24 protein-coding genes are annotated in these 25800 nt (G+C 58.5%); 19 read left to right on the top strand and 5 right to left on the bottom strand.

Annotated elements, in window-relative coordinates; genetic code table 11:
* Positions 1-19: 19 nt before the first annotated feature.
* From gmd to JAO29_RS13480, 3 genes are all read left to right on the top strand, one after another.
* A complete protein-coding gene (gmd, locus tag JAO29_RS13470) occupies positions 20-1105 on the top strand; it encodes a GDP-mannose 4,6-dehydratase (RefSeq protein WP_334268749.1) in 1086 nt (361 codons plus the stop codon).
* 93 nt (positions 1106-1198) lie between these two features.
* Entirely contained in the window at positions 1199-2164 is a 966-nt protein-coding gene (locus JAO29_RS13475; protein ID WP_334268750.1) for a GDP-L-fucose synthase family protein, read from the top strand.
* A 190-nt stretch (positions 2165-2354) separates the two neighbouring features.
* On the top strand, positions 2355-3233 hold the full coding sequence (locus tag JAO29_RS13480) for a CAP domain-containing protein (protein ID WP_334268751.1): 879 nt from the start codon (positions 2355-2357) through the stop codon (positions 3231-3233).
* Positions 3234-3254: 21 nt separating this feature from the next.
* Here JAO29_RS13480 and JAO29_RS13485 read toward each other — a convergent pair whose 3' ends face one another.
* Positions 3255-3998 (bottom strand): dienelactone hydrolase family protein, encoded by a 744-nt coding sequence (locus JAO29_RS13485; RefSeq protein ID WP_334268752.1) that lies wholly within the window; start codon positions 3996-3998, stop codon positions 3255-3257.
* 62 nt (positions 3999-4060) lie between these two features.
* On the opposite strand from JAO29_RS13485, the gene JAO29_RS13490 reads away from it, so the two are divergent.
* Positions 4061-5335, top strand: coding sequence for a lactate racemase domain-containing protein (locus tag JAO29_RS13490; RefSeq protein WP_334268753.1), 1275 nt, complete (start codon positions 4061-4063; stop codon positions 5333-5335).
* A gap of 66 nt (positions 5336-5401) precedes the next feature.
* On the opposite strand, the gene JAO29_RS13495 is transcribed toward JAO29_RS13490, so the two are convergent.
* Entirely contained in the window at positions 5402-5929 is a 528-nt protein-coding gene (locus tag JAO29_RS13495) for a PEP-CTERM sorting domain-containing protein (protein ID WP_334268754.1), read from the bottom strand.
* Positions 5930-6162: 233 nt separating this feature from the next.
* On the opposite strand from JAO29_RS13495, the gene JAO29_RS13500 reads away from it, so the two are divergent.
* From JAO29_RS13500 to JAO29_RS13515, 4 genes are all read left to right on the top strand, one after another.
* Complete coding sequence (locus JAO29_RS13500) at positions 6163-7413, top strand: tagaturonate epimerase family protein (protein ID WP_334268755.1); 1251 nt, start codon at positions 6163-6165, stop codon at positions 7411-7413.
* A 66-nt stretch (positions 7414-7479) separates the two neighbouring features.
* Positions 7480-7989: a gluconokinase gene (locus tag JAO29_RS13505; RefSeq protein ID WP_334268756.1), complete on the top strand. Its 510-nt coding sequence runs from the start codon at positions 7480-7482 to the stop codon at positions 7987-7989.
* Between the two features lie 26 nt (positions 7990-8015).
* A complete protein-coding gene (locus JAO29_RS13510) occupies positions 8016-8792 on the top strand; it encodes an SDR family NAD(P)-dependent oxidoreductase (protein ID WP_334268757.1) in 777 nt (258 codons plus the stop codon).
* Between the two features lie 147 nt (positions 8793-8939).
* A complete protein-coding gene (locus JAO29_RS13515; protein WP_334268758.1) occupies positions 8940-9545 on the top strand; it encodes an HAD family hydrolase in 606 nt (201 codons plus the stop codon).
* 4 nt (positions 9546-9549) lie between these two features.
* Here the strand turns inward: JAO29_RS13515 and JAO29_RS13520 are convergent, their stop codons facing one another.
* Positions 9550-10044 (bottom strand): TlpA family protein disulfide reductase, encoded by a 495-nt coding sequence (locus tag JAO29_RS13520; RefSeq protein ID WP_334268759.1) that lies wholly within the window; start codon positions 10042-10044, stop codon positions 9550-9552.
* Between the two features lie 19 nt (positions 10045-10063).
* Here JAO29_RS13520 and JAO29_RS13525 point away from each other — a divergent pair, with 19 nt between their 5' ends.
* The 5 genes from JAO29_RS13525 to truB all read left to right on the top strand — a co-directional run bounded on the left by JAO29_RS13525 (position 10064) and on the right by truB (position 13609).
* Positions 10064-11137, top strand: coding sequence for a glycosyltransferase (locus JAO29_RS13525; RefSeq protein ID WP_334268760.1), 1074 nt, complete (start codon positions 10064-10066; stop codon positions 11135-11137).
* Positions 11138-11194: 57 nt separating this feature from the next.
* Positions 11195-11608: a 6-pyruvoyl trahydropterin synthase family protein gene (locus JAO29_RS13530; RefSeq protein ID WP_334268761.1), complete on the top strand. Its 414-nt coding sequence runs from the start codon at positions 11195-11197 to the stop codon at positions 11606-11608.
* Positions 11605-12033, top strand: coding sequence for a 6-carboxytetrahydropterin synthase (locus JAO29_RS13535; RefSeq protein ID WP_334268762.1), 429 nt, complete (start codon positions 11605-11607; stop codon positions 12031-12033). Before JAO29_RS13530 ends, JAO29_RS13535 begins: the two co-directional genes overlap by 4 nt.
* Positions 12034-12046: 13 nt before the next feature.
* Entirely contained in the window at positions 12047-12655 is a 609-nt protein-coding gene (gene folE / locus JAO29_RS13540) for a GTP cyclohydrolase I FolE (RefSeq protein WP_334268763.1), read from the top strand.
* A gap of 81 nt (positions 12656-12736) precedes the next feature.
* On the top strand, positions 12737-13609 hold the full coding sequence (gene truB / locus JAO29_RS13545; protein ID WP_334268764.1) for a tRNA pseudouridine(55) synthase TruB: 873 nt from the start codon (positions 12737-12739) through the stop codon (positions 13607-13609).
* Here the strand turns inward: truB and JAO29_RS13550 are convergent.
* A complete protein-coding gene (locus JAO29_RS13550; protein WP_334268765.1) occupies positions 13590-14333 on the bottom strand; it encodes an arylesterase in 744 nt (247 codons plus the stop codon). The two genes, truB and JAO29_RS13550, sit on opposite strands and share 20 nt — an antisense overlap.
* Positions 14334-14399: 66 nt before the next feature.
* On the opposite strand from JAO29_RS13550, the gene JAO29_RS13555 reads away from it, so the two are divergent.
* From JAO29_RS13555 to JAO29_RS13580, 6 genes are all read left to right on the top strand, one after another.
* A complete protein-coding gene (locus tag JAO29_RS13555; protein WP_334268883.1) occupies positions 14400-15110 on the top strand; it encodes an ABC transporter ATP-binding protein in 711 nt (236 codons plus the stop codon).
* A 2-nt stretch (positions 15111-15112) separates the two neighbouring features.
* On the top strand, positions 15113-17695 hold the full coding sequence (locus JAO29_RS13560; protein ID WP_334268766.1) for an ABC transporter permease: 2583 nt from the start codon (positions 15113-15115) through the stop codon (positions 17693-17695).
* 100 nt (positions 17696-17795) lie between these two features.
* On the top strand, positions 17796-18968 hold the full coding sequence (galK, locus tag JAO29_RS13565) for a galactokinase (RefSeq protein ID WP_334268767.1): 1173 nt from the start codon (positions 17796-17798) through the stop codon (positions 18966-18968).
* Positions 18965-19999 (top strand): UDP-glucose--hexose-1-phosphate uridylyltransferase, encoded by a 1035-nt coding sequence (locus tag JAO29_RS13570; RefSeq protein WP_334268768.1) that lies wholly within the window; start codon positions 18965-18967, stop codon positions 19997-19999. The genes galK and JAO29_RS13570 overlap by 4 nt, the downstream gene beginning before the upstream one ends.
* Before the next feature lie 723 nt (positions 20000-20722).
* Complete coding sequence (locus tag JAO29_RS13575; RefSeq protein ID WP_334268769.1) at positions 20723-23620, top strand: bifunctional YncE family protein/alkaline phosphatase family protein; 2898 nt, start codon at positions 20723-20725, stop codon at positions 23618-23620.
* A gap of 208 nt (positions 23621-23828) precedes the next feature.
* The gene (locus tag JAO29_RS13580; protein WP_334268770.1) at positions 23829-24734 is read left to right on the top strand and encodes a type I phosphomannose isomerase catalytic subunit; all 906 of its coding nucleotides are present in this window, start codon (positions 23829-23831) and stop codon (positions 24732-24734) included.
* A 67-nt stretch (positions 24735-24801) separates the two neighbouring features.
* Here JAO29_RS13580 and JAO29_RS13585 read toward each other — a convergent pair whose 3' ends face one another.
* Complete coding sequence (locus tag JAO29_RS13585; protein WP_334268771.1) at positions 24802-25659, bottom strand: IclR family transcriptional regulator domain-containing protein; 858 nt, start codon at positions 25657-25659, stop codon at positions 24802-24804.
* Between the last annotated feature and the right edge of the window lie 141 nt (positions 25660-25800).

Raw genomic sequence — 25800 nt, forward strand, 5'->3', positions numbered from 1 at the left:
CAATCACAAGGAGAGTGGTTTGAAGAAAGCCCTGATTACAGGAGTTACCGGCCAGGACGGAGCATATCTCGCACAGTTTCTTCTCGCTAAAGGCTACGAAGTACATGGCATCAAGCGCCGCTCCTCTTTGTTCAATACCAGTCGCATCGATCACATCTATGAAGATCCGCATCAGCCGAATCCGCAATTCATTCTTCACTACGGCGATCTCACCGACTCTTCATCGCTGATCCATATCGTCCAGAAAGTTCAGCCGGACGAGATCTACAACCTGGGCGCGCAGTCTCATGTTCAGGTCTCCTTCGAGCAGCCGGAGTACACGGCGGATACGGACGCGCTTGGCCCCTTGCGGCTACTGGAGGCGATCCGGATTTTAGGTCTCGAAAAGAAGACGAAGTTCTACCAGGCTTCCACGTCGGAGTTGTATGGCCTGGTGCAGGAGATTCCGCAGCGCGAAACGACGCCGTTCTATCCGCGCTCCCCTTATGCTGTGGCGAAGATGTATGCCTTCTGGATCTGCGTGAACTACCGCGAGGCATATAACATCTTCGCCTGCAATGGCATCCTCTTCAATCACGAATCACCTCTGCGCGGCGAGACCTTCGTGACGCGAAAGATCACGCGAGGATTGTCGCGGATCAAGGTTGGGCTGCAGGAGACTTTGTTTCTTGGCAATCTCGATGCGAAGCGCGATTGGGGTCATGCACGCGACTACGTCGAGATGCAGTGGCTGATGCTGCAGCAGGACAAGCCGCAGGACTTCGTTATCGCGACGGGCCACCAGTACAGCGTGCGCGAATTTATCCAGCGTTGCGCAAAGCGGCTGGAGCTGGACCTGACCTGGCAGGGAAGTGGGATCGACGAGAAGGCGTTCGATGGGGACGGCAAGCTGGTCGTCGCAGTTGACTCGCGGTACTTCAGGCCGACCGAAGTCGAGACGCTGCTCGGCGATCCATCCAAGGCGCAGCAGGAGCTGGGATGGGTTCCGCGAACCAGCTTCGATCAACTGGTGGATGAGATGATCGCTTCGGATCTGAAGGCGGCGCAGCGTGACGCGTTGGTTCGTCTGCACGGCTTTGAGGCCTACAACGTACGCGAGACCTAGGCTCGACTGAGCAGGAGACGCCCTGCATGCAATTCGCAGGGCGTCAGTCTGATTGGGATGCGCTCGCAGAAGAAATACAGAAAGAAGCAAACGATGAACAAAGAATCTCGTATCTTTATCGCCGGACACCGCGGACTGGTAGGGTCGGCCATTCACCGTGAGCTTACGGGTCTCGGTTACACCAATGTCATCACGCGTCCTCGTGCCGAGCTCGACCTGCTGGATACTGAGGCGGTAAAGAACTTCTTTGCAGAAGAGAAGCCCGAGTACGTCTTCCTGGCTGCAGCTAAGGTCGGCGGCATCCTCGCCAACAACACGTACCCGGCGGACTTCATTCGCGACAACCTAATCCTGCAGAGCAACATCATCGACGCCAGTTATCGCAATGGAGTGAAGCGCCTCCTGTTTCTGGGATCCTCCTGTATCTACCCCAAGATGGCTCCGCAGCCCATGCCGGAGTCGTGCCTTCTGACAGGGCCGCTTGAGCCTACCAATCGACCCTACGCCCTGGCGAAGATTGCCGGCATCGAGATGTGCTGGAGCTATAACCGCCAGTACGGAACGCGATATCTGGCGGCCATGCCGACCAACCTCTATGGGCCCGGCGATAACTACGATCTTGCCAACTCTCATGTGCTTCCCGCGCTGATCCGCAAGACCGCCGATGCCATCCGCACGGATGCTCCCACAGTGACGGTGTGGGGGAGCGGCACACCGCGGCGCGAGTTGCTGTACTCCGACGATCTGGCCGAGGCCTGCGTCTTCCTGATGAACCTGGACGATGAGCGCTACGACACCTTGTTCACGGAGACGGATCCGCCCTTGATCAATATCGGCACAGGTGAAGACGTCACCATCCGTGAGCTGGCGGAGACGGTCGCCCGCGTGCTGGGCTTCAAGGGCAAGCTCGAGTTCGACTCGACGAAGCCTGATGGAACTCCGCGGAAGTTGATGGACGTCGGGCGACTCCACTCCCTGGGCTGGCATCATACAACCCATCTCGAAGAGGGAATTCGCCGGACCTGGGAACAGGTGAAAGATCGGTTACCTGCTTCTTGAAAGACGTGCCGGGCTCTGTTCGGCTTGTTATAAAGGGACGCTCCTCCTGCTGTTCCTGAAATGTTTGTCTGCCTTGTTTCTTGCGTACCCCGAAAGTGGGATTACGACGGTTTGCCTGGATATCTAAGATCTGGAGCATACCGGTCGATGAATTCCCTCTGAAGGGCCTACACGACAGGAAGCCTGGCAGATGGTACAGATCTCTCCAACACGGGAGAAGCCTCAAGATGCTTTCGACCGCATGCGGAACCGCACAGCCGGTGGCAGAGCGATCCAAAGCCTGTTCTCCTCGATAGCGCTTTCGCTGTGTACACTCCTGCCGATCACAGGTTGGGCGAACGCAGCCTCGATTCCGACCTCTGTGCCCCACACAGTTTTCAATGTTGGGCAGAGTCTGTTGGCGGCGGCTAATCGCGAGCGGACGGCTCGCGGAATTGCTCCACTTCGTTTCGACTCCTCACTCTCGGAGGCCGCACGCTACCATGCGCTCCAGATGGCCGCCCGCGCGGATATATCGCACCAGTTTCCCGGAGAGCCAGATCTCTCTCGCCGGGGTGCTGCGGCCGGAGCACGCTTTTCGCTGATCTCAGAGAATGTCGGCGAGGCCCCGAGTGCGTCTATGTTTCATGAACTGTGGATGCAATCAAGCGGTCACCGGAAGAACCTGCTGGATCCCGAGGTGAACGTGATGGGCATCGCAGTCGTAGCTCGCGGAGGCCAGTTTTATGCCGTTGAAGACTTCGCTGCGACGGTGGACACGGTGAGTTTCGATCAGCAGGAAGAAGCCATAACCCAGGTGCTCTCCCAGAAGGGGCTGGAGGTCGGCCCGAGCATATCGACCTCCACCATTGCGCAGGCACGCCTGGCATGTGCGATGGATCAGGGTTTCCCCGGGGCCCATAAGCCCTGGTACATCATGCGCTATACCGCCGACCGACTCGACGAGATTCCGGCGCAGTTGGAGAGCCGCATCCGGTCCGGGAAGTACCGGCAGGCTGTCGTAGGAGCCTGCAGGGACAACAGCGGACCCTTCACCGCGTATAACCTGGCCATCCTGCTTTATCCCTAAGCGCAAGACCGTCGAACAACGTCAGCTGAGGCTTTCACGCAACAGTGCTGTCAGTTTGGAATAGGCCCGTTCCGCCTGCGGCTGATTGTAGGCAGGGCTATCCGGTACGGTCCATCCATGATGCGCCCCCTCGTAAACCTCGCTTTCGAAGCTTCCGCCCCAGGCGCGAAGAGCCTCTTGGAAGTGGGCGATCGCGTCGGCATCCATGCTCTTGTCTTCCGTGGCATGACCGAAGTAGAGCCGCGCCTTGACTCGCGGAAGTACGAGATGGGGGCTTGCAGGGTCATCGCCCTTGTAGAGTCCTCCTCCGTGGAAGGAGGCGACTGCACCGACAAGGTCGGGCCGAACCGCTGCAGCACGCAGTGCGATTCCTCCGCCGATGCAGAATCCAATGGCACCGATCTTTCCCTTCGCTGTGGTCGGCTGCGAGGCAAGGGTGTCGAGATAGACCGCGAGATCCTCTTCAAGGCCTGAAGGAGTCAATGGCGCGATGAGCTCGCCCATTCGCTTCGCCACCGCCGGATCTCCGGGTTTACGGGGGAATGAAAATACCGGGGGCCTGCTGGTCCGATAGAACGGATTCGGCATGAGGATGGTGTATCCCTCACCGGCAAGCCGGCGAGCCATCTGACGCATGGTGTCGCGGATGCTTCCGATGTCGGGGATGAAGAGTATTCCTGGGAGCGGCTTGCCGTCATCCGGGGTAAACAGCACTGCATCCACACTTCCGTCGGGAACGGTAAGCTGAAGATCCTTATCATTCATCGTCTCTGCTCCTGCTGCAAATTGGTTTTACCATGTGACCGGTCGGCGTAAGATGAACTCTCATGAGCCTTTATTTTTCCGCCGGCAGCGCGACCACTGAGATGTCGGCCGACGACCTTCGCAACGCCCTCTTCTCCGCTTTGGATGCAATCGGCAGCAGGAACAGAGTGCTTGCTGTGCCCCCGGATTTTACGCGCTTTCACTCCCAGGCCGGTGTGCTCACCGAGCTCGCCTGGCAGTACTACGGTGATCGCCTGAGGGATGTCCTTCCGGCGCTCGGCACACATAAGGCGATGACAGATTCCGAGATCGCCACGATGTATGGCAAGGTCCCAAGTCAGCTCTTTCGCGTGCACGACTGGCGCAACGACGTGGTCACTCTGGGGGAGGTCCCCGGCTCGTTTCTCTACGACGTCTCCGAAGGGAAGGTGGATTATCCGTGGCCCGCGCAGGTGAATAAGCTTCTACGCGATGGCGGTCACGATCTGATTTTGTCCATCGGCCAGGTTGTTCCGCACGAAGTGGTGGGGATGGCCAACTACAACAAGAACATCTTTGTGGGGACGGGTGGCTCGATCGGGATTCACCGCTCCCACTTTTTGGGCGCAGTCTACGGGATGGAACGCATGATGGGGCGAGCGGATACGCCGGTTCGCCGCGTTCTGAACTATGCCAGCGATAACTTTGCCCGCAATCTCCCGATCGTTTATGTGCAGACGGTGGTCGGCAAGAACGCTGAAGGCAAGCTGGTGGTTCGTGGACTCTTTATCGGCGACGACGCGGAGTGCTTTGAGAAAGCTGCGGCATTGTCTCTAAAGGTCAATTTTCAAATGCTGGATCGCGAGATCAAGAAGGCCGTGGTGTTCCTCGACCCGCATGAGTTCCGCAGCACGTGGCTGGGTAACAAGAGTGTCTATCGCACTCGCATGGCGCTGGCCGATGGAGCGGAGCTGATCGTGCTTGCTCCGGGCGTTCACGAATTTGGCGAGGACGCAGCTATCGACAAGCTGATTCGGCGCTACGGCTATTGCGGTACGCCGCGAACGCTGGAGATGGTGAAAGAAGATGCCGCGCTGGCCGGTAACCTCAGCGCTGCGGCTCACCTGATCCACGGATCAGCTGAGGGACGTTTCACCATTCGGTACTGTCCCGGCCACCTCAGCAAAGAAGAGATTGAGAGTGTGCACTTCGAATACGGCGATCTTGCCGCGATGACGGCCAAATACAATCCAGACGTTCTGAAGGACGGCTGGAACATGGTCGACGGCGAAGAGATCTTCTATATTTCGAATCCCGGTCTCGGTCTGTGGGCGTACAGAGGGCGATTCGTCGATTGAGTTAAATAAGTGATCAGCTGGCATGGAATCGATGGAAAGGGAGGACGCTGTCTTCCCTTTCCTGCCTCACGCCTGTTGCGCAGGCTGACTCACAAAGATTTTCCTGCGAAGAGATCCGACTGCGCCCAACATGCCAGTTCCGAGCAGAAGGAGCGTTGAAGGCTCGGGTACAGCCGAGGCGGCAGGGGAGACCTGCAGGGAGACGGGAAGTGTCCCGGTGAAAGCGTCCTCATCTTCGAAGAAGGCGAAGTAGCCAGTACCGTCGTTGAAGATGTTCACATTGAAGCGATCGGGTCCATTTGCAGCGCTGAAGCTGAATCCACTCGCGTCAACGAAGGGATCGCTTGAGGGAAATAGCAGGTTATCGTTGCCGTGGAAGGTTCCGGGAGCAAGGATGCCAGTGACGCCGCTGCCAGTGATTCCTGTGATCAGATAATCGCCAGATCCATTGAGAGAGGTCGTAAGAACGCCTGAGCCACTAAATCCGCCGGCGCTGCCACTTACGGAGAAGTCGAAGCTGTCTGCACGTGCAGCGGGCGAAAAGAGTGCGAGGGTGGTAGCGATGGCCAAAAGACAAGAACGGTACAGAATCATGGAAGTGATCCCTTTCGCGGAGGTTTGTTTTCTAACGGGCCCGGGAGATGCAAAGCCGCCATCCAGCGTGAGATGGTCGACCCTTTGCCGGGTTAGATGCGAATCGGTTTCGAGGGGGGAGAACGGGACTTCGAAAATCACACATATTAAACTTTTTCCCGGTTTGCCTCTGGCGAGAAGATGGGGCTATGATTGGTTGGACCACTATCCCCGACGATTGGTGATTTGAGCAGATGAAACAGCTTCCGAGGTTTTCGATAGGGGTGGGTGATCGCTTCGCCCATCAGGCAAAGGCGCAGCTTGCTGCATGCATCAAGGCGAAGGACGCCGGACTGGAGGTCGTTCCTGTCTGGAACAAGTCCAATCGGGAGCACAACATCATCGGCAGTGAACCCTCGCAGACCCGTCAGGCCGCAGATGTAGCCGTCAAGGAGCTGGGCTGGACCGCGCCATACTATCTAGATGCGGACCACATCAAGCGGTCGACGGTAGAGCGCTTCCTCGCGCCGTGTGATTTCTTCACGCTCGATGTCGCCGAGATGATCGGCAAGCCGGCTGATGTGGCGGATGTAAAGGCATTTGTCTCGCGCCACCCGGAGCTCATCGGTACTGTGTCTATTCCCGGTATCGCCGAGCCGTTCCATACCGATGAGGCGTTTGTGACGTCCGTTGCCAACAAGTTTCTTGCAGCCGTGCAGGACGCCGGAAAGATCTATCGCCATCTAGTCGAGAAGAAGGGCGAGGGCAACTTCATTCCCGAAGTCTCCATGGATGAGACGGATTCGCCGCAGACGCCGGTTGAGCTTCTGATCATTCTCGCTGCCATCGCCGATGAGAAGATCCCCATCCAGACGATTGCGCCAAAGTTCACAGGCCGCTTCAACAAGGGTGTCGATTACGTTGGCGATGTCGCTCAATTTGCCCGCGAGTTCCGCGAGGATATCGCTGCAATCGCCTTTGCAGTGCGGAAGTACGGGCTTCCTTCCAACCTGAAGCTGAGCGTTCACTCCGGTTCGGATAAGTTTTCCATCTACAAGTCGATTCACGAAGCCGTCACCAGCACGGGGGCCGGTGTACACCTGAAGACCGCGGGAACGACATGGCTGGAAGAGATCATCGGTCTTGCGGAGGCGGGGGGCCAAGGCCTCGAGATTGCAAAAGAGGTCTATCGCGAGGCGTTCGGACACAGCGAAGAACTCTGCGCGCCTTACGCTACGGTGATCGATATCGATTCGGCGAAGCTCCCCTCTCCCGAAGAGGTCAACGGGTGGACGAGCGAGCAGTTCGTCTCCGCTCTGCGTCATGACCAGAGCAATCCGGCTTACAACGCCAGCCTCCGCCAGCTTCTTCACGTCGGCTTCAAGGTAGCCGCAAAGATGGGTGATCGCTACCTGAAGGCGCTTGAGGCCAATGAGGAAAGCGTAGCAAGAAACGTGACGACGAATCTCTTCGATCGACACATTCGCCCGGTCTTCCTCGGATAGGAGAGACCGAAACCTCACCGAGGCGATATCCTCAGAAATCAGTCCGGGAAAGGATGTCTGGAGCGAATGATTGTTGTATTGATGGGTGTGAGCGGGTCTGGCAAGACAACGATTGGCGAACTTCTCGCTGAACGAACCGGAGCCATCTTCGCGGACGCCGACGACTATCATCCCGCTGCGAACAAAGCAAAGATGGCAGCGGGACACCCCCTCGATGACGACGATCGGGAGCCCTGGCTCCTTATCCTGAATCGCCTCATGCGCGGGTGGTATGAGGAAGGGAAGAGCGGGATTCTTGCCTGTTCTGCGTTGAAGCAGAAGTATCGTGAGACTCTTTCGGCTGACCTCCCAAAGGGGTCGATCAACTTCGTCTGGCTCGACGGATCGCCTGAGTTGATCTCTGAGCGGCTTGCCGCGCGCCACCATGAGTTCATGAACCCGAAGCTGCTGGAAAGCCAGTTCAATACACTGGAGCCTCCGTTCGACGCTTTGCGTATAGTGAATGATCGAAGCCCTGAAGAGGTCGTCGACAACATTCTGCAGAAGATTCCGACAACAGTGAAAGCTCCAAAATAAAAGAGAAGCATGAGAGGAAGAGATTAATGGCGCACCCTTTGTTTGATCTGACCGGGAAGACGGCGGTCGTTGTTGGCGGGACTTCAGGGATCGGCCTGGCGATGGCCATCGGCCTGGCGGAGTCCGGAGCTGACGTGGTTGCAACTTCCCGCCGAGCCGAGCAGGTCGACGACGCTGCACGGGCGATCGAGTCCAAGGGACGCCGCACTCTTCGCCTGGCCTCGGACGTGGGCGATCGAGCTTCACTGGAGGCACTGCTTGCGGGAACGCTGAAGGAGTTCGGTAAGGTTGACATCCTCATCAATTCCGCCGGCAAGATCAAGCGCGAACCGACGCTGACGGTCTCGGAAGAGACATGGAACGACATTATGGATACCAACGTCACCGGCACGCTGCGCGCCTGCCAGATCTTTGGTCGCCACATGCTCGAGCGGGGATATGGACGCATCATCAATATCGCCTCGCTGAATACCTTCGTATCGCTGAAAGAAGTGACCGCTTACGCTGCCAGCAAGGCCGCAGTGGGCGCATTGACCAAATCGCTCGCCGTAGAGTGGAGCTCCAGCGGAGTCACCGTAAATGCCATAGCTCCCGGAGTCTTCCGCACAGCTCTCAATCAGAAGCTGCTGGACGAGAGCGATCGCGGCAAAGAGCTGCTGATGCGCACGCCGATGGGCCGCTTCGGCAAGACGGAAGAGCTGGTTGGCTCGGCTATCTTCCTGGCAAGCGATGCCTCAACCTTCGTTACCGGCGAGATTCTGGTCGTCGATGGCGGATTCCTTGCCAGCGGCGTCAATCAATAGACCTTCTCTAAAATCCTTTACTCAAGCGGACGCGACCTGTGGTTGCGTCCGTTTCGTCACGCATTGGCAATTAATCGTCCGTGAATTGCGCCAGATGATCCCGTCTAAGGCTCTGGTCTAAGCTCGGACCGGTAGAATCGTTATCAAATGTTCTTCGAACTGGAAAAAGGAACGTTCGATGCGCTGGTGTTTGACTGCGACGGGACCCTCGTGGACAGTGCTGGCGCTCATCTGTACTCCATACAGGCGGCGCTTTCACATCATGGCCTGAAGATGGAGCAGGAGTGGTACAGTTCACGTCACGGTCTGGGCCCCGATGATCTTCTTGATGCGTATGAGGCAGATTTCAAAGTCGAGTCCCTGGCTCGAGAAGACTTCTATCAGAAGGTCAATGAAGTCTTTCTGGCAAATCTCCACCTCATCCAGGAGATAGAGGTGGTGACGGACGTAGCTCGCCACTGGTTTGGTACTGTCCCGCTGGCAGTGGCCTCCAATGGTGTAAGGAAAAATGTGGAGGCCACGTTGATCGCGACACGCCTGCGTCCGCTCTTTTACACCATCGTTACTGCCGGAGATGTCGAACATGCAAAGCCCGCCCCGGATGTTTATCTGGAGGCGGCTCACCGCATGCGCGTAAGCCCAGAGCGCGTGATCGTCTTTGAGGACTCGAACGAAGGTCTGGAGGCGGCGCATCGTGCGGGGATGAGAGCATATGACATCCGAGAGGCGTTACACATCCGGTCCTCGCGCTAACGCTTTATAACTTGGCCAGGTAGTCCATGATCTCGGGGCTCGTCCAGTTCTGGGCGGAGACGAATTTACGGCGGAGCATGCCTTGCCGGTCGATGACATAGGTCTCCGGAATCTGCACGGTCCCGTACATGGTCTCAATCCTCTGGGAAGGATCGCGGATGCTAAGCAGGTTGACATGATTTTTTGTGAGGAAGCGCTGATACTTTTCCGGGTCGTCGTCGATGCTGATGGCGAGGACGACCACGTCGGGCATGCGCCGTTGGAGCTCCATCAGAGTGGGGAGCTCTTCGATGCAGGGTGGGCACCAGGATGCCCAGAAGTTCAGCAGCACGACTTTGCCGCGCAGCTTGGAGAGATCGGCGGAGTTCGACCCATCACTGATGGAAAATTGAGGCGCAACCCGATTCACCCGTTCAGGATGCTGTCCACGGTCACAACCCGCTATAAGCGGCATCACTAAAGCGAAGGCGGTCCATATCTTCCAGATGCGATTCTTCACCTTTCTATAATACGAAGTTGTGACAGAGAATGCCGGTCAGCAAAGCGCCGCGGACGGACCCGAGCTTTCGGTCATCGTTCCGGCCCGGAACGAAGAAGCATCCCTCGGCACTTGCCTCAACTCGCTGGTCCAGCAGTCGGCCCCCGGCTTTGAGCTTGGCCGCCAGTGGGAATTGATCGTTGTCAATGATTACTCCAGCGACCGTACCGCAGCGATAGCGGCTTCCATCGCCAAGGGATATGAGGGTATCTCCGTCATGGATGCTCCTGCCTTCACTGCGTCCGAACACGGCAGGTTTACGGGAAAGAACAACGCCTGCTGGGCCGGGGCTCAGGTCGCGCGTGGTCGCTGGCTGTTGTTCACGGATGCCGATACTATCCACCTTCCTGACGACCTGTCTCGCTCCCTCTGCGAGGCGGAGCGTCACCATGCCGTGCTTCTGTCCTACTCTCCCCGTCAGATCGTTCGGGGTTTTTGGCAACGGACGGTCATGCCGCTGGTGTTCTCTGAGCTTGCAAGCGTCTATCGCATGGCGGAGGTCAACGATCCGGATCACACCATTGCCGCGGCCAATGGCCAGTTCCTGCTGATCGAGCGCGACACCTACTTTGCTGTGGGAGGGCATCGTACCGTTGCTTCGGACGTACTCGAAGACGTAGCGCTTGCACGTACCGTAAAAGGGAGCGGCCGGACGATCCGCTTCCGCTATGCCCCCGAGGCGCTTTCGACGCAGATGTATCGGACGACCGGGGACATGATCGAGGGCTGGACCAAGAACCTGGCTGTGCTGTTTCCCCGACCGATGTATCTGGCGGCGTGGCGCGTCCTCGATCTGGTTCTCTACTTTGGGTTACCTTTTCTGGCCGTGGAAATTCCTTGGCTGGTCAGCTGGCAACGCTGGGCCCTTATGCTGTTGTGGGCGAGAGGCTTATGGCGCTTTTACACCCGGGTGGCACGCTCGAACTTCCCATTGCCTGACGTTTTACTTTCGACCTTGGGAGTGCCGCTCTTCGTTTTTCTTCTGATCCGCAGTACCGTTCATCACCGGGTCCGGGGTTCGGTGATCTGGAAGGGACGAAGCTATGACACTTGAGGTGCAGGATCCAGAGTCACCGTCACTGCTGCCGCGCTAAACTAGAGACGAGGCAAGATGATCTTTCTTACACGTAAGGCAGAGTTTTCCTCTGCCCACTTCTACTGGATCGAGGACTGGACCGAAGAAGAGAACTACAAGGTCTTCGGCAAGTGCGCGAATCGCAACGGGCATGGCCATAACTACACCATTGAGGTCACGGTTGCAGGTGAGGTGGACCCGGTCTCGGGTTTCGTAGTCGATCTCAAGCAGCTAAAGGACATTCTGGAAGACGAGGTGATCCGGGTCTACGACCATCGTCACCTCAATTTCGAGGTTCCGGAGTTCCGGTCCAATGTTCCGACCACAGAAAACATCGCTATCGCAATCTGGAAACGGCTCTCCGGCAAGATCCCCAACGCCCGGATGCACCGGGTGCGTGTTTATGAGATGCCGGATCTCTTCGCCGAATTTTACGGGGAGGAGGCATGAAGGCTTACCTCGGTCGCCGGTATCACTTCAGCGCCTCGCACCGGCTGAACAGCGGTGTCTATGATGACGCCCGGAACCGTGAGGTCTATGGTAAGTGCAACAACCCTTATGGGCATGGCCATAACTACACTGTTGAGGTCACGCTGAGCGGAATGGTCGATCCGCTAACAGGCATGGTCTGCAATCTTGCCGATCTGGATGCGTTTGCACGGGAGAACCTGCTGGACCGGTTCGATCACACGAATTTGAATGAACTTGATTGTTTTGAGAATCTTGTCTCGACCACGGAGAATCTATCCATAGAGATTCATAAGATCTTTGCGAGATTTTCCGGCGCTCACCTGGAGCGCATTCATATCGAAGAGACCAGCAACAACTCCTTCGATTATGCAGGCGGTGCACTGCCCGCCATAGGAATCCACTAAGAAAGGCCCGGACATGGCCACGACTGAAATCACTTTGGAAAAACCCTCCCTGTCTGAATTTTCGACACAGGATCTGTACCGCGAGATGCTTACCCGCATAGGAGAGGATCCTACTCGCGATGGCCTTATCCGCACCCCGGAACGGATGGAGAAGGCGATGGCCTTCCTTACGCGCGGGTACAAGATGGACGTCAGCGATGTCCTGCATGCTGCGCTGTTCGATGTGGATTACGACGAGATGGTCATCGTCAAGGATGTCGAGTTCTTTTCCATGTGCGAGCATCACCTCCTGCCGTTCTTTGGCAAGGCTCACGTGGCTTATGTGCCCAATGGAAAGGTGATCGGGCTCAGCAAGATTCCGCGGCTGGTCGATGTCTTTGCACGTCGGCTTCAGGTGCAGGAACGTCTTACACGCCAGATCGGAGAGGCAATCACGGAAGCCATTCATCCCCAGGGTGTGGCGGTCATTCTCGAAGCGCAGCACCTCTGCATGATGATGCGCGGAGTCGAAAAGCAGCACTCATCGACGGTTACCTCCGCGATGCTTGGTGTCTTCAAGACGCAGCTGCAGACTCGCAATGAGTTCCTTTCACTAGTGCGAAGGAGCGGCAGCAGCTACTAGCGTCTGCACGTACCAAAGTACCGTGGCGATCCGGGATCGCGGGTCACACCTTGCAGTGCAGCCGGTAGACTAGGCGATGGAATGAACGGACTTTTACTGATTGATAAGCCAGCCGGCATGACCTCCCATGATGTCGTTGCAATCGTTCGGAGGGCGACCGGCGAGCGCTCGATCGGGCATCTCGGGACCCTGGACCCGATGGCGACCGGAGTTCTCCCTCTTCTGCTTGGCAAGTACACGCGCCTGGCGCAGTTCTTCGGGCAGTCTCAGAAGTCCTACGAAGGCTGTATACGTTTCGGCTACTCCACCGACACCTTTGACGCCGAAGGAGAAGCTACTTCGGAGCCAAAGCCTCTGACGATGGAGCTCGAGCAGCTGCGTAAGCTGGCTGAGACTCTTCACGGAGAGATCGACCAGATACCTCCGATCTATTCGGCAAAGAAGATCCAGGGGGTTCCGGCGCATAAGCTTGCTCGCGCCGGTGCCGCGGTTCCGGTCAAACCTGCACGTATCACCATCCACGATTTCCAGTTGCTTTCACTGGCAGCAGAAGAGGCGGCGTTTACCATCTGCGTCTCTGCTGGAAGCTATGTTCGCTCCGTCGCGCATGAACTCGGCCAGATGGCGGGGTGTGGGGCGCATCTCTGTATGTTGCGGAGGACGGTCGCCGGAGCTTTCACGCTCGATCAGACCATCTCGATAGAGCAGCTGAAAACGCTCTCTCTCGAGGAGCTCAAAGCGCTCCTTCCTCATCCGCGGACGCTGCTCCCGGAGCTTCCTAGCGTCACCATCGACGAACAGACGGCTGGCAAGCTGAGAAACGGGGTTCAGGTCAATGTTCCCGATTTCTCGCAGGCTCCCCTGGTAAAGATCTTTACCAGCCCGACCGATCTGCTGGCAATAGGCAGGCGAGTTGCAGGTACGCTCATTCAACCTATTGTTGTTCTGGGGTAGCGGGTTGCTTCTTTAGCAAAGGTTCAATCAGCTCACGCACGTTCTCCGCAACGATCTTGTTGCCTGCTGCCGTCGCGTGAGTTCGGTCCGCCTGCATCATCCCGTTCACGCCGAACACTCCCTTCAGCAGAAAGGGAAGCATGGGAACGTGGTACTTCTTCGCCAGCAGACTGTAAGTCTCATTGAACTGGCGAATGTAGTCTGGACCGTAGTCCGGCGGTAAAGTGATACCAGCCAGAACCACGCGTGTGCCGCTGGCTGTCAGGCGCGAGACGATCTTGTCCAGATTGGCGCGTGTATCGGCGACGCGCAGACCACGCAAACCGTCGTTGCCGCCGAACTCAACGACGACAAGAGCTGGTTTTAGCGCGATCACGCGGTCCAGACGCTCAATGCCGTCCTTTGTCGTATTGCCGCTGACCCCGGCGTTGACCACGCGGTAGCTGTATCCCTCTTGATCCAGCATCTTCTGCAAAAAGTCCGGGTAAGCCTCGCCGGGATCGGTCCCGTAGCCCGCAGTGAGGCTGTCTCCGAAGCAAACGATCCGGGGGCGTGGATCATCGTCGAGCGCAGGTTCGGCCGGCTGGGTCATGGTCGCGGCTGGGACGGACTGTTCGGCTGTCTGGTCGATCGGGCCTGCTGTCGAGCCGGGTTGGCTGGAACGGCAACCCACGAGGCAGAACATCAGAGCCGCTAGTATAGGAACAATTGCGACGCGCTGCATTGCTACGAATCTATCAAAGAAGGTCGTACTCAGCCGAGGGAGCACAGAGTGACGGAAGCATCCACCATGATCGCGGTCAAAGATCTTCGCAAGTCGATTCGCAACGGGCCCCGGACGGTCGATATTCTCAAGGGCATCAGCTTCACCGTGCCGCACGGACAGTTTGTCGCCATCATGGGATCGTCGGGCAGCGGCAAATCGACGCTGCTGGGTCTCCTCGCGGGGTTGGATACTCCCAGTTCGGGAGAGGTAAGACTGAACGGAACAGCTATCTCCTACCTTCCTGAGGACAAGCTCGCAAAGGTTCGTGGCAAGACCGTAGGATTTGTCTTCCAGTCCTACCAGCTTGTTCCTACGCTCACCGCTCTTGAAAACGTGCTCCTTCCGTATGAACTGAATGCAGAGGACGCCAGTGGCCACGAGGGACTACAGCGAGCCCGCGAACTCCTGGCCAGCGTCGGTCTGAGTGACCGTCTCGACCACTACCCGGTCCAGTTGTCCGGAGGAGAGCAGCAGAGGGTAGCTCTCGCCCGTGCCTTTATCCTTCGGCCCCCCATCGTTCTCGCAGACGAGCCCACCGGCAATCTGGACACGACCAACGGAGCTCACGTGCTCGAGTTACTCCTGCACCTCAACCGCACGCTGGGGACAACACTCGTCCTGGTGACGCACGATCCGGTTCTGGCAGGCTACGCGGACCGTCGCATCGTGCTTCGGGATGGAGCGGTCATCTCCGATGCAGTTCAGGAGCCAGTCTCCTTCACGGTGGCAGAGTAGCCATGGCTTCGCTTTCACTTCGTTCCGCAGTCAAGATCGCAAGCCGCGAGCTGCGCTTCTCCCGCGGCAAATTCTTCTTCGTTGTCCTCTCGGTAGCGATCGGCGTAGCCGCGCTTACAGGCGTTCGCGGCTTCTCCTCTTCGTTCCGTGCGGCACTGCTCGATCGCGCACGCTCCATCATGGCTGCGGATCTCTCTGCACGCATGTTTCAGCAGCCTACTCCTGAGGAGCAGAAGGGTCTGGATGCCATCGCCGCGGAGTCCGTCGAGATGACGCCGGTGACCGAGATGCTTTCGATGGCCAGTTCGGCCCGGACCTTGGATCCTCTGCTGGTCTCGCTTAAGGCGGTGGATCCCACTCTCTATCCCTTCTATGGAGAGGTGCAACTTCAGCCAGCCGGGAGTCTTCGCGACGTACTGAAAAACGACACGGTTGTGGTTGCCGACGACCTGTTGGTGCGGCTCCATCTCAACCTGGGTGATTCTCTCAAGATCGGGAATCGCATCTTCCGCATCGCGGCTGTCGTCGTCAACGAGCCCGATCGTCTCTCCGGAAACTTCGCCGCGGGTCCGCGAGTTTTTATCTCGCGTGAGGGACTCGATGCAAGCGGCCTGCTCGCACCCGGTAGCCATGCCGGCCAGAGATATCTCTTCAAGGTACCCAAGCCGAAGGACGGAACGCCCATTTCGGAGAAAGCCGTCGCCAACCTGAAGGAACGGCTGGAGAAGCTGCTGCCCGAGTCCCAGGTGATCGACTACCGCGAGACCAATCCCGCGCTTACCCAGGGACTCGATCGTGCCACCAGCCTGCTGTCGCTGATGAGCCTGGTTGCGCTGGTGCTGGGTGCCGTCGGGGTCGCGATGGCAATGCGGGCTCATCTGGAACAGCGCCTCGACACCATCGCGATTATGAAGTCATTGGGTGCCGGTTCCACTGAGATCATCCGCATCTACCTTCTACAGACGCTCTTGCTCGGCCTTATCGGCGGAATCCTGGGCGTGGTCTGCGGTGCACTGGTGCAGATGGCCTTCCCCTACTTTCTGGGCAGGCTCCTTGGCGTTCCAACCGCCGTGCATCTGCAATTGCGAACGGTGCTGACGGGCTTGGGAGCGGGGATCCTGACGACACTCCTGTTTACCCTGCCGCCACTTCTGGATATCCGCTCCGTGCGTCCCATCCTGATCCTCCGACGTGCCGTGGATGAGAGCGCAGACCCTTTCCTGACCGCATTGCGCAAGAAGCTGAAGGATAATCTCTCGCAGATTGCCGCCATCGTATTGATCCTGACGGGGCTCGCGGCCATTGCGACGACACTGTCAGATTCCGCCACCGTTGGGAAAGTCTTCTCGGTGGGACTGGTCACTGTGCTTGCTGTCCTTCTCGCCGCCTGTGCGTTGCTGCTTGCCGGGTTGCGACGCTTCCTTGCTAAAACGCGGCTACGATTGCCATCGGCAGTACGCCATGGGCTCGCCAATCTGTATCGTCCCGGCAATCCTTCTGCTGCGTTGCTTGCGGCCGTAGGGCTCGGTGTCATGCAGATCCTGTCCGTCTTTCTCATCCAGAAGGCGGTCGTTCATGAGCTTCATCTTTCGAGTGCGCCCAATCTGCCTAACGTGTTTCTGATCGACATCACCAGCAAAGAGATCGCTGGCGTCGAAAAATTGTTGAAGTTGCAGCCCAGCGTCACCGCAGCCCCTGAGCTGCTGCCCATCGTCTCTTCCCGTATCGTCGCGATCGATGGAGTCCCGGCTACGCGGGCGACCCTGAAGAACTTCCCCAGGAGGATGCTGCGCTCGATCTCGTTGACCTCGTTTACTGCACCGCCGGAAGGAACGACCATAACGGAAGGAGCGTGGTGGTCTGCTCAGGAGGCGAAGCCTGAGGTCGCGATTGCTCAGCGCCAGGCTGAGCGGCTTGGAGTGCATGTCGGCTCAAAGGTCACCTTCGCCGCACAGGACTCGGAGATCGTTGCGACTGTTGTTGCGCTTATCAAATCCGATGGCCAGCATACCTTCTCCCGGGCGGAGTTCATTCTGCCGCCCAAGGTTCTCAATGGGCTCCCTGTGGTCTGGTACGGCGGCGTACACTCCGATCCCAGCCGGGTCGGTGAGCTGCAACGTGCCCTCTACAGGTCCTTTCCGACGGTTACGGTCATCAACGTTGCACAGGCCCTCGAAACCGTTCGCTCGGTCGTCATCCAGATCACCTACGTTATTCAGTTTCTGGCCGCGTTCAGTGTCTTTGCGGGAATCGTAATCCTCGCCAGCGCCGTCGCCGGCACGCGCTATCGCCGTGTTCGCGAGGTGGTCGTGCTCAAGACACTCGGAGCCACGCGCGTCCGGATCGCCACCGTCTTCTCGATCGAGTTCGCCGTGCTTGGTCTGGTGGCGGGCATCGTCGGCGTCACCTTCGCCAATATCGTGGCTCGCGTCCTTCTCGGTCGGATGTCGATCCCGTTCCATCTTCCATGGATCTGGGACGCACTGGCTCTCATCGCGACTGCGCTGGCGACGGTTGCGACGGGATGGGCGGCAAGTTTTCGTGTCCTGGGGCAAAAACCGCTTGAGGTGCTCCGAGAGGAGTGAGACTTGTCCTCCTTCGGAAAACCTGGAGGCCGCTGCTGGCCCACAGAAGGTAGGATGGGAGAGGTTTGCAATCTCTGAATTCCTTTTTGCGGTGCAGTGAATGAAGGTGACGAACGAGGCAGCACAGCTCGCCCATGAAGACCGTTTTGGACAGCGGGGAAGATTGTTCCGAGCTCCCGCCCGGGTCAACCTGATTGGAGAACATACCGATTACACCGGCGGCCTGGTGATGCCGATGGCGATCGACTTCCATACCGTGGCTGTCATCAGTCCACGGGAAGACGAGCGCCTCATGTTCTACTCCGAAAACTACGAGCAGGAGACCTTCATCGAGATTCCGAGCCTCGAGGGCGGCCGACGCGGCCATTGGAGCGACTATCCGGCTGGGGTTGCGTGGAGCCTGCGCAAAGAGGGGGTCGAGTTTGGCGGCTTCAACATGACCCTCGCAGGCGACGTTCCGCTGGGCGCGGGATTGAGCTCCTCGGCCTCGATTGAGGTTGCCGTGGCGATGGCAATACAGGCGATGGCTGACGAACATCTTCCGCTCGAGAAGCTCGCGACCTTATGTCGGCGGGCAGAGAACGAGTATGTCGGGGCCAAGAGCGGAATCATGGACCAGTTTGTCGTGGCCGGAGCAGTCGCGCATCGCGCGATGATGCTGGATACGCGCTCGTTGAAATTCGATCTTCTGCCGCTGCCGGGCGATGTGCGGGTTGTAATCGCGAACTCCATGGTGAAGCATGCGGTTGCGACGGGCGAGTATGGCAACCGCCGCGACGAAGTTGAAGCTGGTCAGGCAGTGCTGCAGCAGGAGCGAGGGATCGCTCTGCTGCGCGATGCGACGCTTGCTGACCTGGAGGCCTGTCGGGAGAAGATGACGCCCGAGAGCTTTGCGCGGTGCAGGCACATCATCACCGAAAATGCACGCGTTCTGCAGGCCCGCGAGACTCTGCTGGCAGATGATATGAACCGCTTCGGCGAGCTGATGGTGGAGGCCCACAAGAGCTTCCGTGATGACTTTGCAGCAAGCTGCGAGGAGGTCGACACGCTGGTCTCGATTGCTCTGCGACAGCCGGGCTGCGTGGGCGCCAGAATCACGGGAGGCGGCTTTGGCGGCTGCACCGTGAACGTGGTGAATGTATCGGCGGCAGAGGAGTTTGTCTCTGCGGTTCGCCGCGAGTACGCGCAGGCCACGGGCATCGAGGCCGATTGTTTTGTATGCGAGCCGGCGGACGGCGCGCTTGCCCTGGCTGAGAAAGGTGGTGCCGCTTGAACCCGTTGGCGCAACAGAATCCTCATCGACGGTTCAACCCGCTGAAACGTGAGTGGGTGCTGGTGTCGCCGCACAGGACGCAGCGTCCGTGGCAGGGCCAGATGGAGAAACCTGCTCAGCCTGCGGCTTTGAAGTACGATCCGGAGTGCTATCTCTGCCCGGGAAATATGCGCGCGGGCGGGCAGCGGACGGACAACTACACCAGCACTTACGTCTTTGAGAACGACTTCGCGGCGCTGAAGCCGGATGCTCCACTCTTCTCCTCGGACGAGGAGGAGAAGGGGCTGCTGGTGGCCGAGGGGGAGAGCGGTGTCTGCCGGGTGCTGTGCTTTTCGCCGAGGCACGATCTCACGCTGGCCCGCATGGAGGTCGCCGACATCCGCAAGGTGGTGGACCTTTGGGATGCACAGACGCAGGAACTGGGCGCGCGAGAGGATATTCAGTACGTTCAGGTCTTCGAGAATCGCGGCGCGATGATGGGGGCGAGCAATCCTCATCCGCACGGGCAGATCTGGGCCAGCCGCTCGGTTCCGAACGAGCCGCTGGTGGAGCAGGCCGCGCAGAAGGAATACCTGGACAAGCACGGCTGCTGCCTGCTCTGCGCGTATCGCGAGATGGAGACGGAACGTGGCGAGCGAATCGTGATGGCCAACTCCAGCTTTGTGGCGCTGGTTCCTTTCTGGGCGGTGTGGCCCTTCGAGGTGATGATTCTGCCGGTGCGGCATGTTGCCGACCTGGCGGCGATGACGGAAGCAGAGCGCGACGATCTTGCGGCGATCCTGAAGGCGGTGACTTCAACTTACGACAAGGTCTTCGATACGCCGTTTCCTTACTCGATGGGACTGCACCCGCAGCCCTTCGATGGGAAGGAACATCCGGAGTGGCACTTTCATCTGCACTTCTATCCGCCGCTGCTGCGTTCGGCGACGGTGAGGAAGTTCATGGTCGGGTTTGAGCTGCTTGGCTCGCCGCAACGGGACATTACGCCGGAGTCGGCGGCGGAGACTCTCCGGAGGGCTGGGGAGAGGTAGGTACCCCCCCCCGGTATGGTTTTCGTGGCAAAATTTTCAAAGTAAAAGGTTTAGCTTTGGACCTCCGATGCAAAATATTGATAACAAAGACGTTTAATGTAAGTTATTGAAAACAAAGTAATAGCGGTCCATTTTTGTCGCTTCGCCTTCGGCTTCGCTCCAGCCTTCGGCAGAGCGGTGCGCCGCCCAGCGGCGGGCTTTTGCGGCACGGCTAAAGCCGTGCCCTTAAACGAGGCGGCCTGCGGCAGGCTTTCGAACTCGGCTAATCCTGGGGTTCTCAGGAGCTGCTTATCGACTGCGGCGGGGTTTTAGACTCCGCCTGAACGCGTGCTGTAGAGGCAACGCAGTTCGGGCTGTTGCGCGAATGTCCCACATCTCAGAATCGAGATATGGGGCATCCCGCCCGACATCTCTAAACCGAGGCTATGGCCAACCCGGCGCCACGCTTCCTCTAGGTGGATACTTCAGAGGGAATGATTCCAGTTTTCGGCATGGCTGGAGCTGTGTTGTGCAGGAGACTCTGTCCGGTAACGATGAGGGCATCTTGGCGGTGCAGAGAATCTTCCGGGATTTGCTATGGGCTATCGGGCTCTTACTTTGGTTTAATCTTCCTTATTTAAGTATGACGGATGGACCAGAACTCATCGGCACATGTATGTTGCTGATGGAGTTTGGTTTAGCGTTGAAGAGGGCTTGACGCCTTTCTCGAATTTGGAGTGCAGTTTGAAGATAAAGATTTATGCGATCGGCGGATTTCTGCTGGTGACCGGTTTGACGACGGGAACCGCAAAAGTATTGGGGCAGTCAGGGAATAAGCCTATCGATCTGCCGACGAGCAAACAGATTCTGCCGCCGGTTCCCGGAGGACCGCAGCGGGTGAACAGCCTGCCGATCTCGATGGCTGTCTCGCCAGACAAGCGATATGTGGTGACGGTTAACGCAGGCTATGGGACCTACGAATCGCGTTACATGCAGTCGCTGTCGGTGCTGGATACGCAGACGGGAAAGGTCGAGGACTTTCCGGACGACTGGACGGTTGTGGGTGCGAAGCAGACGCTGTACTCGGGCCTGGCTTTCAGTGGGGACGGGAGTCATGTGTACGCGAGCCTGGGATCGGAGACGGATCCGGAGGGCGATGGCGCGAAGAAGATGGGCAGCGGCATCATCGTCTATGACTTCCGTGACGGAAAGATTACGCGGGAGAAGATGCTGAAGATTCCCATGCAGCAGCTTGCTCCGGGAAGAAAGACGCTGCTGGTGGGCAGCGTCGAGAGCGACAAGGGAGTGCCGTTTCCGGCTGCGATTGCGGTGCTGCATCGCGCAAGTGGGGAGAAGCTGCTGGTTGCGGGGAATCTATCGGACGATGTGCTGCTGATGGATGCGAAGACGGGAGCCATCGAGAAGCGGTTCGATCTGTCCGAGAGCGATGCGGTTCCGTCGACCTATCCGATTGCGCTGGCGGTGACGAAGGATGAGTCACGGGCGTTTGTGGCGTTGTGGAATGCGTCCGAGGTTGTGGAACTGGATCTGCAAAAGGGAACTGTCGGCAGGAAGGTTGCGTTGCTGAAACCAACGCTGGCGACTGCTGCGGGAACGCATCCCGTGGTGCTGGAGATGGCGCAGGACGGACGTACGATGTATGTCGCACTGGCAAACCGCGACGCGGTGGCCGCGATCAATCTAGACAAGGGTCAGTTTGCCGTGAAGGGTTACTTCGATACACGGCTGCCGGGCCAGAGCTACTTTGGCGCGGAGCCGGATGCGCTGGCTGTATCGCCGGACGGTAGGCGGCTGTATGTGGGGAATGCGGCCTCCGATGCGGTGGCGGTGATCGACACGACCCGGCTGACGGCGAAGGCTGCGGGCAAGGGAATGGTAGAGCCGGTGGGCTTTGTCCCTACAGAGTGGATGCCGACGGCGATGACCATGCTGAACGGAAAGCTGTACGTCGCTACGGCGAAGGGCAAGGGGACCGGGCCCAATAACTTCAAGCAACGCGTAACGCCGGAGACACAGGCGCGGTATGGGAAATCGAAGTTCACCTACATCGGGACATTGATTTATGGATCTGTGGCAGTGTTGGATGTCTCGCAGATGCGGAGCCAGCTTCCGCGGTGGACGTCGGAGGTCCTGGAGTCGAATCGGATGAAGGCGGCGGAAGAGAAGATTGCGTTTTCGCCGAAGGCTATGACGGTGGCGGGTTCTTTCTCACACTTTAATACGCGGGATATACCTGCCAGCGGACCGATCAAGCATGTGATCTACATCATCAAAGAGAACCGCACGTACGATCAGGTGTTCGGTGACCTGGAGCAGGATGGCAAGCGCGTCGGCAATGGTGACCCAAGCCTGACCATGTATGGAAAAGACATCACCCCGAACCAGCATGCATTGGCGCTGCAGTTTGGGGTGCTGGATAACTTCTATGACTCCGGTGAGGTCTCGGGCGACGGGCACGTGTGGTCGACGGCGGCGATTGGAACGGACTACCTGGAACGGACGTGGGAGCAGTCGTATCGCGGGTCGCAGAGGACCTACGACTTTGAGGGTGTGGTTGCGGATGGGTATCCGCTGCTGCAGAACATTCCTGACGTGAACGAGCCCTCGAGCGGTTACCTGTGGGGCAATCTTGCGCGGCATGGGAAGACCTACTACAACTTCGGCGAATACATCTCGTCGAAGTTCTGCGATACGAAGGCGACTGCGAACCCGCAGGAGGGGCCGATGTCGGAGGGACAGAGCTGTGCGCATCCTTCGATCAAGCCGGGTGAGGAGATTCCAGCAGAGTGGGGCGGCGGTGTGAACAAGTGGCCGTGGGCGATTCCGCGGCTTGCGAAGAATACGGCGACCAAGCCGGAGCTGGTGGGGCATTTTGCGACGGAGCAGCCGGACTTTAACCTGAGGATTCCAGAGCAGATTCGCGCACAGGTCTTTCTGCGTCACCTTGACGGGTGGGTGAAGGAGCGTGAAGGCGGCAAGGATACGATGCCGAACTTCATCATCCTGCGAATGGGCAACGACCATACGGGAGGAACCACGGTGGGCGGGCCGACTCCGAAGTCGTCGATCGCGGACAACGACCTGGCAATCGGGCGCGTGGTGGATGCGGTGTCGCACTCGGCGTACTGGGACGATACGGCGTTCTTCATCCTGGAGGATGACGCGCAGAATGGGGCGGACCATGTGGATGCGCATCGCAGCGACGTCCTGGTGATCAGCAAGTATGCTCCGCAGAAGACGGATGGAAGCGCGTTTGTGGATAGCCGGTTCTACTCGACGGTGAGCGTGATCCGGACGATGGAGACGCTGCTGGGGCTGCCTCCGATGAATAATAACGATGCGTTCAGCTCGATGATCAGCTCGCTGTTTACAGGGCCGGGAGATCAGAAGCCGTTTACGGCGAATTATATGAATCGGGATAACGGATTGATCTATACGGCCAATCCGAGGACTGCTCCCGGGGCGAAGGAGTCGGGGAAGATGGACTTTGAGCATGCGGACCGTGCCGATCCGGTGAAGTTGAACGTTATTCTATGGAGAGACGCCATGGGCGAGAAGCCTGTGCCGCAGATGCTGCTGGAGAAGAGAAAGCATCCGAAGAAGGATGACGACGATGACTGAGTGAGCTGGTTCTGGTGCATTGCAGATCTTTCGACTGCGCTACGCTTCGCTCAGGATGACACGGTCTTTGGGTTTGCCTTCAAACTTTGAGGCGGCATAGAAGAGATACAGGGATTCTTCCCCTTTCGACTACGCTCAGGGTCAGAATGATGAGCGTATTTCGCGATGAAGGATGAAAGCATAGGTAATACCGATTGTTGGAGGAGTAATGGAAGTTTCGCCGTTTCGTTTGAAGCCGTGGTTTAGCCCGCGACCCTGGGGAAGAAAGAGTCTGAAGCCCTGGTATGAGGATACGGGAACGACGGAGCTGGTCGGGGAGGCATGGCTGACTGGCCCGCAGTGCGTTGTGGAAGAGGGCGAGCTTGAAGGAAAGACGCTGGCGGACCTCGGATCGCAGATGGGCGGCGAGTTTCCCCTGCTGGTGAAGCTGCTGTTTCCAAATGAGAAGCTGTCGGTCCAGGTGCATCCCGACGACGCCCAGGCACAGGCTGCAGGGGAGACGCGCGGCAAGACGGAGTGCTGGTATGTTCTGGAGGCCGAGCCGGGGGCTTTTGTGATGCTGGGACTGAAGCCCGGAGTCGATGCAAAGATGCTGGAAGCCTCGGTTGCGGAGAACACGATGGAAGACTTCGTGGAGAAGGTTCCGGTGAGTGTGGGCGACATGCTGTTTGTCGATGCAGGAACGGTGCATGCCATCGGGCCCGGTGTGGTTCTGCTGGAGACACAGCAGACGAGCGATGTGACCTATCGGCTGTACGACTACGGCCGTCCTCGCGAGCTGCACCTGGAGCGCGGGCTAAAGGTCATCAAGCAGAAGACGGATGCGGGCAAGGTTGCGCCGAAGGAGATGGCTGGATTTACCCGGCTGATCGAGCAGAAGTACTTCGTCGTCGACCGCTTTGAGTTAGCCAGGATGGAAGAACAGAGCCTGACGCTCGACGGGCCCGGATGCCTGGTGGGCTTGAAGGGGAAGGCCTGGGTGGTGACTCCCGGGAGCGAGGTAGAGCTGGAGCCGGGGAAGGCTGTGGTGATTCCTGCGGGGACGGGGCAGGTGATTGTGGATGCTGAAGACGGAGCTACGTTTGTGCGGTGTGTGGCTCCGGTGGAGGGGTAGGGCGCAGATCCTTCGACTGCGCCCTTTGAGCTTCGCTCAGGGTGACTTTTCGAACAGCTGAACAGAACTAGCGAAGGAAGACCGCCAGTTCGGATGCGGCGTTACGGAGATGCGGGAGGAAGCGCGTCTGCATCTCGAGTGCGGAGATGCGCGGTGCGCTGCCGCTGAGGTTGATGGTGGCGACTGCGCGGCCGTTGGGTGCAAAGACGGGCACGGCGAGCGATCGTAAGCCGACCTCATACTCCTGATCGCAGAGAGCATAGCCGTTGCGACGGATGTTGCGCAGCAGCATCCGCAGCTTCTCGACCGAGGTGACGGTGCGGGTGGTGTGAGGGACGAGGTTGACGCGGGAGAGATAGGCCTCGACCTGCTCGGGTGGAAGGTAGGCGAGCAGGATGCGTCCCATGCTGGTGCAGTATGCAGGAAGGCGGCTGCCGATGTGGAGATCGACCGCCATGACGCGGTTTACGGTGGTGCGGGCGACGTAGACGATGTCGTCGCCATCGAGGGTGGCGACGGAGAAGGATTCGCGCAGGGCCGCGGACATGCGCTCGAGGATGGGCTGGGCAGCGGAAGAGAGCGTGCTCGAGGCAGTGTAGGTGTGGGAGAGGGTCAGCATGCGCGGACGCAGGGAGTAGCGCGAACCGTCCTCAGCGCCGGCGAAGCCGAGCTTGGTGAGGGTATAGAGACATCGGCGGACGGCGGCGCGGGAGAGCCCGGTGCGCACGCTGAGCTGCGAGATGGTCATCTGCGGGTTCTGCTGCGTAAATGCCTGGATAACAATAAGACCTCGCGCGAGCGAGGTCATGAAGTTTGGATCTCCGGTAAAGGCGTCGAGCGAGGCTGCCGGCGTCTGCTTTTGAGCGGGGGGTACGGGTGGAGGGGGAACTTCGGGAGAAAGCGGACGACGCGGAGTGGTACTCATGAGATCCCTTTCCGATCAGACATCGCGTGAACGGGCGATAGTCGACCACTTTTACGATAAACGCACATAGGCTACTTCCGCAAGTGGCCCGTCTTGATGCGCATATGCAGCATGGTGTGAGAACATACAGCCGAAACATGT

Source organism: Edaphobacter sp. HDX4 (assembly GCF_036877565.1).
GTDB lineage: Bacteria > Acidobacteriota > Terriglobia > Terriglobales > Acidobacteriaceae > Edaphobacter.